Origin of the sequence: Paenibacillus sp. BT-177 (assembly GCF_025846815.2) — a bacterium.
GTDB classification, from domain to species: domain Bacteria; phylum Bacillota; class Bacilli; order Paenibacillales; family Paenibacillaceae; genus Paenibacillus; species Paenibacillus polymyxa_C.
Window position 1 is genome coordinate 1 of record NZ_JAOYTP010000007.1, and the last position, 16,737, is coordinate 16,737.

At 46.9% G+C, this 16,737-nt stretch carries 15 protein-coding genes and 1 rRNA gene; 3 read left to right on the forward strand and 13 right to left on the reverse strand.

The window, feature by feature from the left end:
- From OIU26_RS19185 to OIU26_RS19240, 12 genes are all read right to left on the reverse strand, one after another.
- A 16S ribosomal RNA gene (locus tag OIU26_RS19185) occupies positions 1 to 112 on the reverse strand; the annotation flags it as partial.
- A 387-nt stretch (positions 113 to 499) separates the two neighbouring features.
- Entirely contained in the window at positions 500 to 2,110 is a 1,611-nt protein-coding gene (locus OIU26_RS19190; protein ID WP_264217700.1) for an FAD-dependent oxidoreductase, read from the reverse strand.
- A gap of 22 nt (positions 2,111 to 2,132) precedes the next feature.
- Positions 2,133 to 3,074, reverse strand: coding sequence for an ROK family protein (locus tag OIU26_RS19195; RefSeq protein WP_255305283.1), 942 nt, complete (start codon positions 3,072 to 3,074; stop codon positions 2,133 to 2,135).
- A 116-nt stretch (positions 3,075 to 3,190) separates the two neighbouring features.
- The gene (locus OIU26_RS19200; RefSeq protein ID WP_013369019.1) at positions 3,191 to 4,030 is read right to left on the reverse strand and encodes a MurR/RpiR family transcriptional regulator; all 840 of its coding nucleotides are present in this window, start codon (positions 4,028 to 4,030) and stop codon (positions 3,191 to 3,193) included.
- The gene (locus tag OIU26_RS19205; RefSeq protein ID WP_264217701.1) at positions 4,008 to 4,727 is read right to left on the reverse strand and encodes an N-acetylmannosamine-6-phosphate 2-epimerase; all 720 of its coding nucleotides are present in this window, start codon (positions 4,725 to 4,727) and stop codon (positions 4,008 to 4,010) included. Before OIU26_RS19205 ends, OIU26_RS19200 begins: the two co-directional genes overlap by 23 nt.
- Positions 4,728 to 4,732: 5 nt before the next feature.
- A complete protein-coding gene (locus OIU26_RS19210) occupies positions 4,733 to 6,274 on the reverse strand; it encodes a DUF4127 family protein (RefSeq protein WP_264217702.1) in 1,542 nt (513 codons plus the stop codon).
- Positions 6,275 to 6,368: 94 nt separating this feature from the next.
- Positions 6,369 to 8,195 carry a beta-N-acetylhexosaminidase family protein gene (locus OIU26_RS19215; RefSeq protein ID WP_264217703.1) on the reverse strand — a complete coding sequence of 609 codons (1,827 nt, stop codon included), beginning with the start codon at positions 8,193 to 8,195 and terminating at the stop codon, positions 6,369 to 6,371.
- Between the two features lie 48 nt (positions 8,196 to 8,243).
- Positions 8,244 to 9,134 (reverse strand): carbohydrate ABC transporter permease, encoded by an 891-nt coding sequence (locus OIU26_RS19220; protein WP_264217704.1) that lies wholly within the window; start codon positions 9,132 to 9,134, stop codon positions 8,244 to 8,246.
- Complete coding sequence (locus tag OIU26_RS19225) at positions 9,134 to 10,015, reverse strand: carbohydrate ABC transporter permease (RefSeq protein ID WP_013369014.1); 882 nt, start codon at positions 10,013 to 10,015, stop codon at positions 9,134 to 9,136. Before OIU26_RS19225 ends, OIU26_RS19220 begins: the two co-directional genes overlap by 1 nt.
- 64 nt (positions 10,016 to 10,079) lie before the next feature.
- Positions 10,080 to 11,354, reverse strand: a complete 1,275-nt coding sequence (locus OIU26_RS19230; protein WP_264217705.1) for an ABC transporter substrate-binding protein — start codon at positions 11,352 to 11,354, stop codon at positions 10,080 to 10,082.
- 184 nt (positions 11,355 to 11,538) lie between these two features.
- Complete coding sequence (locus tag OIU26_RS19235) at positions 11,539 to 12,105, reverse strand: DUF420 domain-containing protein (protein ID WP_013369012.1); 567 nt, start codon at positions 12,103 to 12,105, stop codon at positions 11,539 to 11,541.
- Between the two features lie 286 nt (positions 12,106 to 12,391).
- Complete coding sequence (locus OIU26_RS19240) at positions 12,392 to 12,667, reverse strand: GNAT family N-acetyltransferase (RefSeq protein WP_013369011.1); 276 nt, start codon at positions 12,665 to 12,667, stop codon at positions 12,392 to 12,394.
- A 193-nt stretch (positions 12,668 to 12,860) separates the two neighbouring features.
- On the opposite strand from OIU26_RS19240, the gene OIU26_RS19245 reads away from it, so the two are divergent.
- The 3 genes from OIU26_RS19245 (at position 12,861) to OIU26_RS19255 (ending at position 15,393) form a co-directional block, all read left to right on the forward strand.
- Positions 12,861 to 13,823 (forward strand): ATP-dependent DNA ligase, encoded by a 963-nt coding sequence (locus OIU26_RS19245; protein WP_264217706.1) that lies wholly within the window; start codon positions 12,861 to 12,863, stop codon positions 13,821 to 13,823.
- 110 nt (positions 13,824 to 13,933) lie between these two features.
- Complete coding sequence (locus OIU26_RS19250) at positions 13,934 to 14,473, forward strand: MarR family winged helix-turn-helix transcriptional regulator (protein WP_064961837.1); 540 nt, start codon at positions 13,934 to 13,936, stop codon at positions 14,471 to 14,473.
- Positions 14,470 to 15,393 carry an alpha/beta hydrolase gene (locus OIU26_RS19255; protein ID WP_436449177.1) on the forward strand — a complete coding sequence of 308 codons (924 nt, stop codon included), beginning with the start codon at positions 14,470 to 14,472 and terminating at the stop codon, positions 15,391 to 15,393. Before OIU26_RS19250 ends, OIU26_RS19255 begins: the two co-directional genes overlap by 4 nt.
- Positions 15,394 to 15,452: 59 nt before the next feature.
- Here the strand turns inward: OIU26_RS19255 and OIU26_RS19260 are convergent, their stop codons facing one another.
- Positions 15,453 to 16,388: a manganese-dependent inorganic pyrophosphatase gene (locus tag OIU26_RS19260; RefSeq protein WP_013369007.1), complete on the reverse strand. Its 936-nt coding sequence runs from the start codon at positions 16,386 to 16,388 to the stop codon at positions 15,453 to 15,455.
- Between the last annotated feature and the right edge of the window lie 349 nt (positions 16,389 to 16,737).

Sequence of the window (16,737 nt, forward strand, 5' to 3'; positions counted from 1 at the left end):
CCGTCCGCCGCTAGGTTATTTAGAAGCAAGCTTCTAAATAACCCCGCTCGACTTGCATGTATTAGGCACGCCGCCAGCGTTCGTCCTGAGCCAGGATCAAACTCTCCATTAAAGACCAATCGAAGTTGGTTTATAGAAAGAGCGATTAGCTCATGTTGAAACTGACGAGATAAAATATCTCATTGTTTGATTTTGCGAACAAAATCATTTACTCACTCGTTGTTCAGTTTTCAAAGATCAAATTCTTTTCGCTGCGTTTTTCAGCAGCTATAAGATCATATCATGTTCGTTTCAAAAATGCAAGGGTTATTTTTTTCTTCTTTTCGAAGGTTGTTTCGCCCTAGTTATTCTTTTTCGAACCGGCTGTTTTGTTGTCAGCTCAAATAATATATCATATACCTAAGCAACTTAGCAAGTATTTTTTTATTATTTTTATTTTTTGAATACATCTACTCATTTTCTGTTCCGATAAATAAGTCAAGGGGCTAGTGCCCCTTCATTAACTGGTCACTCCTTCTGGTTCGAACACCTCTACCGGCCAATGCAGCTCCACACCTTGACGAAGGAGAACATTTTGAAAACGTTCAAGATGTTCTTCTGATCGGCTCACTTCAATAGGATATACTCCGTTGGAGACACAGTAAGCCGCCAAGCTTCCCGATGACTCTCCTATATTCCATTCTGTAGGATGTAGCCGATAGCAACCATTGGCTATTTGAGTCATCCCTATATTTTTGCATGCAGGAAGCAAATTACGAACTCTGACAGGAATCAGTGAACCCAATGGAATTTCATAAGGATAGTTAGGGATGTAAAAGGTTCGCTGAGATACCGTAGTCGGATGAAGATCTAAATGATAGCTGCCCACACCTACACTGTCTGAATACCGTTTGGGTCCCTCCTTCCCCCGAAGCTCACGACTTACATCAAACTCCGAAATCGTATACTTGGCCTTAATCCGGCGCGACTCGCGAATATAAGCCGTTTTAGCCAGACCGTCAGAAGTGCCAAGAAAATCACCCCGTGGTCGAATTCCTGGATAGCCGAAACCTCCATCTAATCGGGGAGCCTCAGTTTGAAGCCAATATATTAATGAACGAGTCAACTCACGCGCTCCTTCTCGATGCCTTGCCTGCTCCTGAGCGGTGACACCAATCAATGGTCCCAGGTAATAATCATTTTGAGCCCAGTTTAAAAGAGTAACCTCACCATCGTTTAGCGGTTCGCTCCATATGGAAGGATCTACGATACGACGATAATCCCATAAGGATACAATACCCTGATCGTTAGGGAATAATGTGAACTGTTTTAGCTTACTGGTATCATCTGCATCTGTTGCAAACCAGCTCAAAATCGGAAAACGGGAAAAGGACGGGATATAATTTCTCCAGAAATCGTATTGTTGCGGTCGCTCTATAATGAAGCTTTCCTGAGGAATGTAGTCTACAGCAGCCACATGCGTGATAGATTGCATATCAAGAGGATTAGCATACTCCAGTGCATGAGGCTCCCCCGTTGCAGCTCGGGACTCCGCTCCACTCGTATGCTCCACACCCGCCATGGGAAGGAGATCACCACACTCTGTGGCATCCAGATAAAACGTTCCATGCAGCACTCTGAGGCCACTCTTATGATCAGGATTATACGAGGTGCGGACGGTAACAGAAGTGATAGAATCTCCATCTGTCTGAGCAGCAATAGGCACGGTGTGATAATATACACGAACACGTCCCGTATTTAAATAAGGAGCAAGCATATCCTCAAGCACCTGTAGAGCTACCCGTGGTTCATGAGCCAGACGACTTACCCAGCCGTTCCCAGGATTAAGAATCGGATCATTGTAGGCTTCTTCAGTTAATGGATAGTTCTGACGGTAGTAGTCGCGTACACGATTGCGGAACTCACGATACGTTGCTGTGCAACCAAACTGTTCGATCCAGCGGTGCTCATCCGGAGGAACAGCCTGTGAAGTTAATTGCCCTCCCAGCCAGTCCGTCTCCTCTGTCATGATGACTCTCATACCAGCTTTCGCCGCTGCAAGGGCTGCCGATGTCCCACCCAGACCTCCGCCAATCACAACAATATCGGCATCAAGCCGTTTTTGCGTCATGTTCGTTCCCCTTTCATTTTTACTAAGATTCCGTCATCTCAAAAGCAAGCCTGGCAGCGCCAATGAATCCAGCGCGGTTTCCCAACATTGCCCGACTTACTTCTGTTTGAACTCCCAGTCGGTCCAGATGCTTTTCCAGCAAGGGCCACCAGACATCTCCCGCGTCTGCTACTCCTCCCCCAACAATGATCAACTCAGGATCAAGAGTCACCGATATATTAGCCAGAAGAACAGCTAAATCTGCTGTGTAGTCATCTAGCGCCTGAATTGTCTTCAGGTTGCCGTGAGCGGCCTCTTCCACAATCTCGTTCCCAGAACAATACAGTTTTCCGGTGCATTCACTACCTCGACGTAACAGGGCGCTACCTGATACGTATTGCTCAGCACATCCCTTTTTCCCGCAATTGCAGGGGTGACCTCCAGGAAACAAAATACTGTGCCCCCAATCGCCGCCGCTCCAATGAGCACCTCTACACAAGAGGCCATTTTCCATATACGCGCCTCCGACCCCTGTTCCCAAGGTGAGCATGGCTAGGCGCTGCTTACCCTTCCCGGCCCCCTGCCAAGCTTCTCCAAGTAACGCAGCGTTCGCATCATTATCAGCAACCGCACGTAAAGCCAGCTTTTCTCTAGCCCACCTCACCAAGGATGTACCCTGCCAGCCAGGTAGGTTATCTGTAGCGTACACAACTTCACCGCTCTCCACATTCACTCTGCCAGCAGTAGCAATACCTAAAGCGCCTATACCTACAGGGGTACTCACACTGGTATCCCCAAAAGAACGCATCAGTCCGAATACAGACTCAGATACACGCGACAACACCCAGTCACGCCCACGGGAAGCATCTGTATCCATTCGAATTTCATCAAGTACCGATCCATCCCGTGCCACTATGGCGGCCTTTACGGAAGTTCCTCCAATGTCGATCCCAATGACTTTGTTCAATGCAACTGCCACCACCATATCCTCCTTGTTCCCCCACATAAAAGCTTACGAGCTCTTAGCACAAACCTTCTATAGATAGAAAAACATGATGAACTGTCGAAGCGTGCCGTATTCCAATCCACAATCGCAGAATTTCAATAACTTCGTTCAATCACCGCCCTCGCTGTTTTTTCCTTCATTTGTTTGGTGTGACTCGTGTGCTTGCGAGCAAGTCCTTCGCAGATGAGGTCAATCACGAATAGCTGTGAGATTTTGGCGCCGATTGAACCGCCTTCTATCGGAGCTTCCTTCCCTGCGGTCAGTAAAACAATATCTGCAATGGAGGTAATAGGTGATTTTGCATAATTCGTAATTGCGATAACTGTTGCACCGTTCTGCTTGGCCTTGTGCAGCATGTCGTTCGTATCCAGCGTACTTCCTGATACACTGATACCAATAGCGACATCACCAGGACTCATGGACACCGCCATCATCGACTGAATATGTCCGTCTGCCACAGCCTCGGCGCGCCGCCCAATCCGCAAGAAGCGGTTTTTAGCATCCTGTGCGGAAATGCCCGATGCACCTACACCGAAAAATTGAACATAACCCGCTTGATCGAGACACGCTATCGCACGACTAAGCTCCGAACGATCCAAGAGCCCCATACTGGAATGCAATATATCGAGCATATTGTGATACACCGTGCGGGTAATATCATGTTCGTTATCTGGGTCGATGTTCTCCTCGCTCATATCAGTTTTGCGATAAGTCTGGTTTTGTGCCAACGACAATCGGAAATCCTGATACCCTTTAAAACCAATTTTCCGGCAAAAACGCATAACAGTCGTTTCGCCTGTACCTGCAAAGTCAGCCAGCTCCGTCACGGAGAAATATATGATGTCAGCGGGGCACTCCAGTACGCACAAAGCGACCTTTTGCTCCGATTTCGTTAATGAAGGATAATACGTGTTAATTCGGTCGTTCATCTCCATAGATGCATTTCACTGCCTTCCTTGCGGCATCGGCAAACCGCTGCGTAATCAATTGGGGTCTAGTAATCGCCGAGCCTACAACCACTGCATGTGCACCCAGCCGAAACGCTTCCTCTACTTGTGCCGGATCATGGATTCTGCCCTCTGCAATGACAGGAACAGGAACCAGCTCTGATGCTCTCCGAACCAATTCCAGATCGGGACCCTCTATCTGAGTAGAATATGGCGTATAACCGGATAACGTCGTGGATACGCAGCCTATACCAAGGGAAGCCGCATGAAGTGCCTCCTCCAGTGTCGATATATCCGCCATGGAAGCGACTCCGTGCTCATGGGCGTAATCTATGAGGCGCTTCAGCTTGCACCCCGCTGGGCGCGGTCTCAATGTGGCATCCAGCGCAATGATATCCGCGCCAGCCCCCACCAGTTCCTCCATTTCACGGAGGGTAGGCGTAATGTATATATCAGAATCATCATAATCCCGCTTAATCAAACCAATGACTGGTAAAGGGACCGCCTGTTTAATCGCACGTACATCCGATGCGCCATTGGCACGAATCGCTACAGCTCCACCCTCCTGTGCAGCACGTGCCATTTTGACCATAAAATCTGCTCCATGCAACGGTTCGCCAGGTAGCGCCTGACAGGAAACGATCAGTCCATGACGAACCTTGGATAATACACCTTCCATTCCCATAGGAATCACTCCCTCCCCTCGGCATAATGCCGTACAGTCAATCCAACTTCAAAGGTACGGTTCCACGGCATGTAGCAATCTGTAATTTCCACGCGACCTTCTGGTCCGTTCACATATTCATCGAGCGCCTGTTGCAGCCGTCCGCGAATGACCTCAGCTACCGATCCTCTAGAGCCATCGAGCATAAACTTGTTAAAACCCATCTGCTCCACAATTCCATTATTCATAGCTGTACGTACCACAGCGCAATAACAGGCATCCTCAGCGTAGCGTAGCCCCAGAAATTCCAGGTGTTCCTCCGTAGGACCATAGCGGACATAAAGCATGGACTGGGCAATGACGGTACCGAGCGTATTAGAACTGGTATTCCAGCCTGCATAGCCTGCCAGTTTAAAAAGCAGTCCTTTTTGCTTCAATAGTCTAAGCAGCTTGAGATCGGCGCCGTTGGCGTAAGCTACATCAGCAATTGCAATATATTTATTGGCATCATGCTGCATATGAGCACCGTACTCCACCAGTTCTACCAGATTCCGATGTACATCATATCCGGCCATCGCATGCTGCTGGGATGAAGCTTCTGCCATCGTGTCACCAGGTGTGTTGGCCAGCAAAATCAAATCAGCCTCCGCTGCTGAGGAAGCAATCAGCCCACCTGCCGCTATAATCTGATACTTTAACGTTTCGTAAAAATAACGATCCTCAAAAAGCGGGACCACGAACGCCCCCTGCAAAGCAGACAATCGAGGATATACCAGTGGAACTACATGATTCGTCCGATTCACCCAACGAGCTAGCAACGTACAACCCACTTCGTCTGCCCCCGGATACATGTATACTTTCAAATCTAGCCCAAGCTCGGAAATACGACTTCTTAGTCGCTGTTGATCCTTGGCGGTATAGCCGTAGGGAGCCGAATCATCCTGTGGAATGATCATAAAATCAATCACGCCTTCTGCTACCAGTTCCAGTGTTACCTGATTGGCTTCCAAATTCACACGGCGACGCCCTAGATAATCGTTCAAAATCTCTGTAGGCAAACGCTCGTCGATGTCCGCTAATTCCAGCAACTCTTCTGCGGTAGCAATCGCTAGCTCCTGACGATGCTCAATGAAGCCCTTTCTGAATATCTCACGACCCCAATCAGCATAGTAGTCTGGTTCCTCATCAGCCAAAGAGTATTGCGGACAACGCATAATCAATTGAAAGGCATACAAAGTCAGTTGCGGGTATAGCTGCTTCAACCTGCGAAGACGATTAGCCCTGTCCCTGACCTGCTCACTCGACATTCTGTGTAGCCGGGAGGGTACGATTCCCCCGTACAGCAGCGTATCCATCGCAATAATCGCCCCATCAGCAGTCGTCGCACGTTCTTCGAGCCACGTCCATAGCCTGGTCGTATCGCCAGGGGTTTTCTTTTGTCCCATCCATTCCAATGGAGGGCGCTCCATTTCAAGGTCTGTGCCCTGTGCTAGTAAGTAAGGAAATTGATAATTGCAGGGCCGCTCATCCAGCGGTACAAAAAGTAATCGGGTATTTGGCTTCACCATACGCTCCACCTCTCCTGGAAATTACCGTTATTCTAACGGAAAATGGTAATTTTCAAGCAGCTATGCTGTCTTGTTTCTTAACCATCACCAATTCTCACAAGATCAGTCGATATTTGCCTTGTTCATCCTGATCGACATAGCCCCACTGCACGGCGGCACGGATCGCCGGATTGCTCCCCAGTCGAGTCTCTGCTTCTAGGCAAGCCGTGATACCGCGTCGTAGTTCGTCCACGTCCTCGTCCGTCAGAGGCGGCGGCTTTTGTCCGCCAGTTGCTTCGCTCTGCATGAGGTTTCCTAGCGACTGCACATCGTTCTGGCGCTCGCTACCGAGCGCAGCTTGGCGCAGCACTTGCCACAGGCTCACGTCCAACTTGGCACGTTCCAGCCAAGGCGCAGCCTGTGCCACGAAGCCTGCCACCGGATCATCGGCAGATATATTCTGTAGGACGCTCACGACGTAAAGCAGCCGCTCGAAGTATATATCCAGCGCAGGGATATCGCGCATTTGCAAGGCAAGGTCCACATCCTCATACGTGCTGCCGCCCAGTCGGCTGTTCTTGTTTTGGCGACAGAAAAACATCAGTTCATCTGTATGCTCCCCCGCCAACTCCCGCACAGCCCATTCCCAGGACAGCTCTGGCATATACCGCTCACTGTTCCACATATAGTGGGACATCGTAATGAGCGTCACTTTGGAGCACTCCCACTGGTTCATCGGGTTGGCTACCATGCCGGTATGTCCGCAATCTGGAAGACCGGAATACCGTCCGCGCAGTGGATCGAGGAATAACCGATCATGGTCACAATCATTCACCGGGATGTTATCCCACAACCACAGCTCATGCCCATAGAACGCATGATTATCGGCAGCATGCTGGCGACTAATCTGTGGAGCAAAAACAAAGTATCCCGTCCAGAACACCTTAATCTCCGGATGCAATCGCTCCCGGAAATCCTTTTTGTATTCGGTATCCCAATAGGACCAATATTCCGAAGGACAGACTGTCAGCGTAAATTCAGGCAGCCGTTCAGCCAACCATGTATGAACCTTATTCGTCAAAAAGACATGGGCGTGGCCCGAGCGGCCCAGCAAATGCCGATTTTCTCCTTTAAGGACATAATCAATGTCATCCATTAATATAGAAAAATGGCGCACGCCAATCGCCATCATGGCCGCCAGCTTTTCCGTTAATTTGAGGAAATCTTCATCGCTGCCAAAACTCAGGTCATTCCCTGGACTGATACAATAATGAAAATCAACCTCGTGCCGTTCACAGGCTTCCTTTAATTCGCGGATTTGGGCAAACGTCTCCTCAGGGTACGGTTCCCTCCATAGCTCACGATGATATGGATCGTCCTTGGGAGCGTACATGAACGTGTTCATCCGATGCGCAGCCATAAAATGGACGGCATCCAACCGATCCGTGAAACTCCATGGTTTCCCGTAGAAGCCTTCAATAATTCCTCTGACCGGAAAGGAAGGCTCATCTCGAATAGATATCACCGGCAGCGTACATCGTTCCTGTTCTACTTGAAGCAGGAGATGCAGGGCATCCATGCCGTACTTGAGCCCTCTTTTATTGGACGCATGGATTTCAATTCTACCTTCCTTCTGAATGTCCAAACGATATCCATCTGCAGTAAGCGTTCCGTCATACTCAAGTACCAACTGCACGCTTCCCCTTGTTTCAGTCGGAACACCGGGTCCCGGAGGTGCAATGAGCCTGATCGGTCCCTCGGGGTCCAGTGCACCTTCATATTCCTGGTTCATTGCGAAGCGAGAGGACAGTTCACAGATCAGGTTCGGTTCAGAGATAACCAGTTGGTCCCCACTGTCATACACATCACGAAAATAATATTGAATCTCCTGCGGTGTTAGCCCTACACCCGAATTAGGCCGCATTCCTTTGGACAGTTCCATCGCAATCGTCTCCTTCCATTTACAGACTCTCCGTAGCCAAGACTTGAATTATCCCTTTACCGCTCCCGCCAAGCCTTCCATATAATAGCGCTGTGTGAACAGGAACAATATAATGATCGGCAATACCGAAATCATTGTACCTGCAGCAATCCAGCCAAAATTATAAGCAAACTGACCATTGAGATACGTAAGTGCAGCTGCCAGCGGGTATAGCTCTGTATCGTTCAGAATAACGATAGGCCACAGGAAGCTGTTCCAGAACGACATGGCCTCCAACAGAGAAATCACAGCAAGCGCCGGTTTGACCAGCGGAAGCACCAACTGCCACCAGATTCGAAACTCCGAAGCGCCGTCCATTTTACCCGAATCACGCACGTCGGCGGGGATATGAATAAACGTCTGCCGCATTAGAAAAATGTTGAACACAGAGACTGCCCCAGGCAACACTACACCCATATATGTATTGCCCAGATGAAGTCCTTGAATGGTCAGATAATGCACAATAAATGCCGTATAAGAAGGAATAATCATTGTAGCAATCAGCAGCGTAAACACCACATTTTTACCCTTAAAACGAAATACAGCCAAGGGATACCCCGTCAAACTGGCCAGTACCACATTGAGCACAACGCCCAACACCGTAATGATGACTGTATTCAGCATATATTTAGGAAAATCCATGAACTGCCACACCTGAACATAGTTGTCGAAATTAATAAAGGTCGGGAAGATCGCAGGCGGCGTTGAAAAAATATTACGGCCTGGCATGAGGGATACACTAAGTAGCCATAGAAACGGTCCCATTAAAAAGAGGGCTAGCAGCACTAAAAGCAAATACATTATCGTCATTCTGAGCACTCGACCAAGACTAAGCTTGATGCGACTGGTTTCTTTTTTAGGAAGAGACGAGCGCAGCATTTTATCATTCTGTAGATTCATCAATAGGGATTGACACCGCCTTTCCTATTGAATCGGAATACGATAATACTAAGTACCGCAATCATTGCACCGACAATTAAGCCAAGTGCCGAAGCGTACCCAAAATTAAACTGCTCCATCCCCTTTTGAAAAATATACAAGCTGGATGTTAATGTGGCCGTTCCCGGTCCACCCTTGGTTAACACATATACCTCATCAAAAACACGAATAGCTGCCATAAGCGATATGAGGGTACAGAATAAAACGTAAGGTTTTAGCAGCGGAAGCGTAATATGAATAATCAAACGCCATCGACTTGCTCCGTCCACCCTAGCGGCTTCGTACAGATCATGAGGAATGTTTTGTAATCCTGCCAGATAGAGCATCATATAATACCCGAGTCCCTTCCACATCGTGATGAACATCAGTACATACAAGGCTAAATTACTGTCCGATAGCCAGTGTATGTCTTTGCTAATCAAACCTGCCTGTATAAGCAAATAGTTCACTACGCTGTTATTGCCCAACAGCCAACTCCAAATTAAGGCCACAGCTACCATCGAAGTCACAACAGGGATGTAGTAGGTCGTACGAAATATTTTAATTCCAGGGATACGGCTGTTCACCAGCACAGCCATCAGGATAGAGAAAAGTTGAAGAAAGGGGACAATGAGCACGTACAACAATGAGTTCCAAATCGAAATAAGAAAGTTACGGTCCTTAAACGCTGCTTCAAAATTATCCAAGCCGACAAAATGGGTATCTGATATGACAGAGTAGTCCGTCAATGCCAGCGGAATGCTGTAAATAATAGGCCAAAATACAAAGACGGCAAGCAATAACAGTCCCGGCGTCATAAAGGCCCAGGCCGTAAAGGACTCCGACCTCAACCATTTGATCATGCTGCATCACCACCTGATTTTGATAAATGAACAGGGGAGTATTCGCATTACTCCCCTGTCATACCTATTGCTTTAAAATATCGTTTACTTCCTGCTCCAGGGCAGTAAGCGTCTCCTTCGTATCTCTTCCGTTCAATAAAATATTTTGCAAGGCTCGCGCGATTGCACTGTTCACATCCTTGGCATTAGGCACACCGACCATATAATCTGTCGCCTTATCCAAGCTTTGTGCAGATACTACCTTGGCTTGTGCTTCTAATGATTGGTCAGACTGAGTAAAATACGGGTCTTTAATGGATTCTTTCGTGGAAGGTAGGGTATTGGCCTCTTTAGAAAAAGCCGTTTGACTCTCAGCATTTGTTAAGAAAACAGCAAATTTCACCGCCTCGTCTATATGTGCAGACTTGGTAGGTACGACCAGGTCCATAGAGTTGGAGAGCCGCACATCAGCTTTGCCAGTTGGGACGGGAACAGCAATCGTATTCTTATATACGTCCGGCGCCGCCGTTTTGATAAAATTGATGAACGTCGGACCTGCCAGCTCAAAGGCAACCTGCTCGCCTGCATAATATTTCACTTGCTGTGAAAAATCAGCATCTTCCCTGAGCACGACACCATCTTCCATCTGTTTTTTTAGATTATCAACCATGGTGACTGCGTCTGGAGTGTTGAATGCAGCTGCTGTCTTCTCTTTATTTAGAATGGGAATACCGTCAACCGCAAAAAGCTTGGATACGAGCTGCTGGGCATAGCCGGCCTTACCGATTTTTCTATTGATTTGGCGGCCCCATTCTGACAATTCCTCCCGCGTTTTGGGCGGATGAGCAGGGTCCAATCCAGCAGCTTTAACCAGCTTTGTATTCATGTAAAGTACTTCCGTGCCGGTATACCAGGGTAGTGCATAAGCTTTACCGTTAATAACCGTAGAATTATAAATACCCTCGAAATAAGCAGCCTTTTCCTCGGGCGACAAGTGTTCATTCATATCAACAACAGCACCCTTAGAGCCCATTTGGCTAGCAAATTCCGTATTGAGATTCACTACATCCGGGCTGCTGTTGCTAGCAATACTCGTCAATAACTTATTGGTCACTGCATCATATGGGTAATCCTTCCAATCAATTTTGACATTAGGGTTCTTCTGCTCATAATCGGCAATGACCCGATTAAAATACGGGGTAAATGTAGGTTGTAGCGCAATGGTCCAAAACTGCAGTGTCACTTTCCCTCCGTCTACCTTTTCCGGCTTTGAGCCTCCACCACCGCAGCCGCTCAGCAGTACAACCAGTGCCAGCATAGATACAAGCAACCGTAACCTGCCTTTCGCTTTCTTTGTCACATGGTGACCCCCTTGTTCTTAGTTGATTAAGGTAAATTATAACAGAAATACCGTTATAGAAGGAACATTTTTTCAATAAAATAAATTTAGAAGGAATAATTTTTCTTTTATTGGATACAAAAAAGACGCCTCTTCAATAGAGACGCCATGTTTTCCAAATCAACCTACAGAGGATTGACATCTATTAATAATATGGAGCCATGAAAACGTACACCAAAACCCCAGTCAAGCTCACATATAGCCAAATAGGCATCGTCCAACGGGCAATTTTACGATGTTTTGCTACCTGCATCGTCCATCCCCATACAACTGTGAATAGCGCCAGCGGTACGATAATCGCAGCCAGTATACTGTGCGAAATCAACAGCGTAAAGTAAATCGGCCGCAGGATACCTACACCACCATATTTTGCAGTTTCCGGCGAAATGTAATGGAAGGTTAGGTAGGAAAATAAAAACAAAACGGTACTGGCAAAGGCCAGCAGAATAAAGGTTTTATGCACCTTAATGTTTTTCTTGAAAATCGCAACCAATGCAGCCACCAGGAAAATAAATGTGAAGCTGTTAAAAATCGCATTCAACCTTGGGAAAATAGTGAGATCAAAACTAACACTCCCCTGGTATCCGATCGGCGAAAAGAACAGTAGCAAAATAATCACATTGGCTATAATGGAAACGGTGATAATCAAGGCTGTAAAATTACGATTGCTCGTTGGAACGTACTGCTTGTCCTCACTCGCTTTATTCATCATGAGCGTCTCCTTCGTTTAAATTCAGGTTTTCGTTATTTTTGCGGTCATAACCATAATATATTATATAGAACTCATAGATAGCCTGTGAAGTGACAACAGTATGAACAATTTCACAGCCATTCTCCTGAAAATATGCTTCATCATTTGGGAATCGCTCTTATCTCCTCATATCAACGGTAGAATGCATTCATTTTACAAGCTTTATGCACACAAAAAACACCGAAAAGGGATCGTTCCCCACTCCGGTGTTGTGTCGGCTATGCAATACGCTGCCATGATATCATATCTATTGCTGCCAGACGTCACTGTATTCCTGATGACGCTTGAACAGAGCCAGCGCGTACGAGCAAGCAGGGATCACCTTTTTATGCTGTTCCCTTGCCATAGCAACAACTTTGTCGATAAGCTCCTTGCCAATTTTTTGACCCCGTAACTGCTCGGATACAAATGTATGGTCAATGACCAAAGAGTGGTCATCTACGGATTTATAACCTACTTCTGCAACTACCTGTCCATCATCCACCATGACTACTGCATGGTCTTCCTCGCGAATTTGTCTCATGAGACCAATCCCCTTTCTGACTGAAGAAAATGCGGGTACAACTCCATGCGAACGAGTACTGCAATCACTTGATGCCCACGCTAGATATCCTTATCATTCCCCTATTTAGGGGACAGCGAAACATCACATACATAAAAAAGGAACTATCGTCGACACTATATTTATTCCAAATAAGGTAAAGGGAGGTGCTGTGTTGGGTACGGAAATGAAGCCTGTCATCCCGTTTGAACCAGAACTGAGCGAAAAGGTCCCTGTAGATGCAGGCCTTTGGCGTTACGAAATAAAATGGGACGGTACAAGAATTTTAACGTATCACGATCAGGGCAGCACGCGTCTGTTCAATCGCAAGCAGCATGAACGAACGCTATTGTACCCGGAGCTTGCTCGCTTCTCCTCCTACTGCAGGGCAGATTCAGTCATACTGGACGGGGAGATGATCGCACTTGGTGCCGACGGTAAACCGTCGTTCCATGAAATTATGCGCCGGGATCTGATTCGCCGGACGGAGCGAATTCAGGCAGCCTATACAGCCGTACCTGCTACTTACATGTTGTTCGATATTGTTTATCTAGATGGGGAATGGGTTCATCGCAAACCGCTACGAGAAAGGCTTGAACTGCTGCATCAGATCATCATACCGAATGAACGGATCCAACTGGCTCCTGCTCATCCTGATGGACAAGCTCTATTTCAGGTTATGTGCAGCCAAGGAATGGAAGGTATTGTGTGCAAAAAACTGGATAGTCCGTACACATTGGGCGGACAGGACAGACGATGGGTCAAGGTCAAAAATTATGGTGATATCATTGCCGTTATCGGTGGCTATACCCTAAACGGAGGCGTTATCAACGCTGTATTGCTGGGCCAGTATGATAGACAAGGAATGCTGCGCTATATCGGGCATGTGGGTACAGGTAAGCTGACTCGTGGAGATTGGCGTCAGCTAACCGAGCGCCTCTTGCCACATACCATATCGGAGCGACCTTTTATTAATAAACCGGATCGGCATCAAGACGCATTTTGGGTAAAACCCATGTTTACCGCCAAGATTCAATATAGTGAATGGCGATGGCAAGAAGGACGTACCTTGCGTCAGCCCTCCATCCAAGCTCTTGTGGATCAAGGTATTGAACAGTGCATCGGACCTTGGAAGTGACGTTTTGCCGATACTTTTTCAAAAAATGCAGAACAAAGTTTGTATAAATCATTGCAACCAGTGGTTAATTAAATTACAGTTAACTAATTAACTACATCGAGGTGGATCGCATGTTCTTTTTTTTGGACTCCGAAATTCGTCAACTGGCCTATAATCTATTTCCAGGTGGCAATAAGCCGATTGGTGTTTTGGTAGATTTATTTTCTATAACGTACGAAATAAGAAAAAATATGGAAAAACGTTCGCGTGAATTTGGTCTCTCCTACGGGCAATATATTGCACTTTGTGTACTTTCTGCGCAAAGAGATGAAATGTCCTCTCCTTCTGCTTTAGCTGAAAAGATGGGTGTCAGCCGAGCAGCAATCAGTTCTATGGTCATTTCTCTTGAACAAGAAGGATTCATTAATAAATACGACGATCCCAATGACAAGCGGGGAGTGTTTGTTTCCCTGAATGATAAAGGAAGAAGTAAAATTCAGCAGATGGACCCTTTTTTCATAGGGCTGGCTTCACGTCTGATGTCAGACTTTACTGAATCGGAACTCTGCCAGTTTCAGACCTATTTGTCACGCGTACGAGATGCTTTTGAAGATGTTAAAGGTTCGCGTCTAACCACCCCCAGTGCCCTCAGAGAGGAGAAAGACAAATAGTGCGAAGACTGAGACAAAATCTGTTCGTCAAACTTGCCCGCAGATCGGCTGGCCGGATGATAACAGCATCCGATTTTAAACCTTCGCATTCTCCCAAAGTACATCGGACAGAGAGGATGATTCCCACCTCTGTAGGTGATTCCAGGGTAATTGTATATGAGCCTTCCCTCAGGTCTGCTGATCCACTCCCCGTATTCGTCAATTTTCATGGTAGCGGATTCATTATGGGTAGCGCTGAAATGGATGACCCCTGGTGCCCGGTCATTGCCGAACGTGCGAATTGTGTCGTCGTTAATGTCGATTATCGCTTGGCCCCGGAGCACAAATTCCCTATTCCGCTACAGGAAAGCTATGATGTGACCCAATGGGTGTACAAGCATCCTAACGTGCTGAACATCGATCCCCAACGCATTGCGGTCGGCGGACATAGCGCAGGAGGTAATCTTGCAGCAGCACTGTGTCTTATGGCCCGAGACCGCAAGGAATTCCCGATTGTGTATCAGGTGCTGGATTACCCATCACTGGATATCGCTACAGATCCCAAGCTGAAGCCCCAATTTGAGAAGGCGATTCCGCCTCGCGTGGCAAAAATCTTCAATGAAAGCTATTTGCGCTCGCCAGATGAGGCGCAAAATCCGTTGGCTTCTCCTATTTATGCAGAATCGCTACGTGATCTCCCTCCTGCGCTGATCATAACGGCCGAGCTGGACTCCTTGGCTGATGAAGCTGAGTTGTATGCCAAGCGGCTGATTGAAGCGGATGTACCCGTAATGTATAAGAAATACATGGGTGCCGCACATGCTTTTACTCATAGCGGGGATCTCGCTGTAGCTGAAAGTGCCTGGCACCTGATGAGCGACCAGTTGAAATTGGCATTTGAATTTCGTATCGAGGACGTTCTGGAAGATCTGAGGAAATAAAAATAAGCCTCCTGCTACCACTGCCTTCATGTCGGGTTCAGGAGGCTTATTTTATATCATTACAAACTGTTAAAAGCTTCTGTCAATACAGGCACAATTTGCGATTTGCGCGATACGACGCCTTTCAGAACAGCTTTGTTGTCATCCAACTGTACATTGTAGGCTTTTTCAACTGCTTGGGCTTGGCTTCCCAGCGCAATACCAATGGAATCACTGTTCACAATGTCTGTTACGACGAACAAGAACAGATCAAGATTTTTAGCTGCAATGGTTTGGGCCAATGCAGCCTCCAAATCAGCTTGACGGGACAGCACATCGTTTACGTCTACTGCGTTCACTTGTGCAATTTCCACTTTGCGTCCATTCATCTGGAATTCTTTTGCGTCCAAGCTTACTAACTGCTCAATCGTGTGACCACTCAAATCAGCACCCGCTTTAAGCAAGTCAAAACCGTAACGATCTGCATCCACACCAGCAATTTCAGCCAGTTCGCGAGCAGCGGCTACGTCCTGATCTGTGCAGGTCGGAGACTTGAACAACAGGGAATCAGAAATAATCGCGGACAACATCAGACCTGCGATTTCTTTGGGAATGGCTACACCGTTTTCCTTGTAGAGCTTGTTCAAAATGGTGGCTGTGCAACCTACTGGCTCAGCGCGGAAGTACAGCGGCTGGCTTGTTTCAAAGTTAGCGATCCGGTGGTGATCGATGACTTCAGTTACGCGCACCTTGTCAATGTCCGTTGCGCTTTGCTGGCGTTCATTATGATCGACCAGAATGACGCTGTCTGTTTCAGTAGCAACCTGCTCAACCAGACGCGGCGCGCTCACTTTGAAATAATCCAGCGCATACTGCGTTTCCCCGTTAACCTCTCCCAGACGAACCGGCTCTACGTCTGCGCCCAGTTTGGTTTTCAAGTCTGCATAAGCAATAGCTGAGCAAATGGTATCCGTGTCCGGATTTTTATGCCCGAAAATCAATGTTTTTGCCAACATAATCGACTCCTTCACCTTAAGCATTTTACGTGATTGTGTAACCTCAACAATTCCAATGCAGATTATATCATTAAATCTTGCATTCTCCCATTCCCCTTCGATTGATTTCAAAAATAATCTAGTAAATTCATAACATTTCCATGGAATCTATATGTGAAGTTAACCTTATTTTTTCTAAAAATATAAAAAACATATAGTAATATATCCCACCAATATGGTAAGATATGCCTCAAAACTGGCAAGTTAGTCACCAGTGGTCAATTCTATTATTTTAGATATTAAGGGAGGCGTGAGAACAACGGCAGTGGCTTCAAATCCTAGTATGTAGAGATATCATATTTTGATTGAA

Excerpts from the sequence above, each read along its gene's own strand:
- OIU26_RS19190 (WP_264217700.1), bottom strand. The coding sequence starts at position 2,110 with ATGACGCAAAAACGGCTTGATGCCGATATTGTTGTGATTGGCGGAGGT.
- OIU26_RS19195 (WP_255305283.1), bottom strand. The coding sequence starts at position 3,074 with ATGGTGGTGGCAGTTGCATTGAACAAAGTCATTGGGATCGACATTGGA.
- OIU26_RS19200 (WP_013369019.1), bottom strand. The coding sequence starts at position 4,030 with ATGGAGATGAACGACCGAATTAACACGTATTATCCTTCATTAACGAAA.
- OIU26_RS19205 (WP_264217701.1), bottom strand. The coding sequence starts at position 4,727 with ATGGGAATGGAAGGTGTATTATCCAAGGTTCGTCATGGACTGATCGTT.
- OIU26_RS19210 (WP_264217702.1), bottom strand. The coding sequence starts at position 6,274 with ATGGTGAAGCCAAATACCCGATTACTTTTTGTACCGCTGGATGAGCGG.
- OIU26_RS19215 (WP_264217703.1), bottom strand. The coding sequence starts at position 8,195 with ATGGAACTGTCCAAAGGAATGCGGCCTAATTCGGGTGTAGGGCTAACA.
- OIU26_RS19220 (WP_264217704.1), bottom strand. The coding sequence starts at position 9,134 with ATGAATCTACAGAATGATAAAATGCTGCGCTCGTCTCTTCCTAAAAAA.
- OIU26_RS19225 (WP_013369014.1), bottom strand. The coding sequence starts at position 10,015 with ATGATCAAATGGTTGAGGTCGGAGTCCTTTACGGCCTGGGCCTTTATG.
- OIU26_RS19235 (WP_013369012.1), bottom strand. The coding sequence starts at position 12,105 with ATGATGAATAAAGCGAGTGAGGACAAGCAGTACGTTCCAACGAGCAAT.
- OIU26_RS19240 (WP_013369011.1), bottom strand. The coding sequence starts at position 12,667 with ATGAGACAAATTCGCGAGGAAGACCATGCAGTAGTCATGGTGGATGAT.
- OIU26_RS19250 (WP_064961837.1), top strand. The coding sequence starts at position 13,934 with ATGTTCTTTTTTTTGGACTCCGAAATTCGTCAACTGGCCTATAATCTA.
- OIU26_RS19260 (WP_013369007.1), bottom strand. The coding sequence starts at position 16,388 with ATGTTGGCAAAAACATTGATTTTCGGGCATAAAAATCCGGACACGGAT.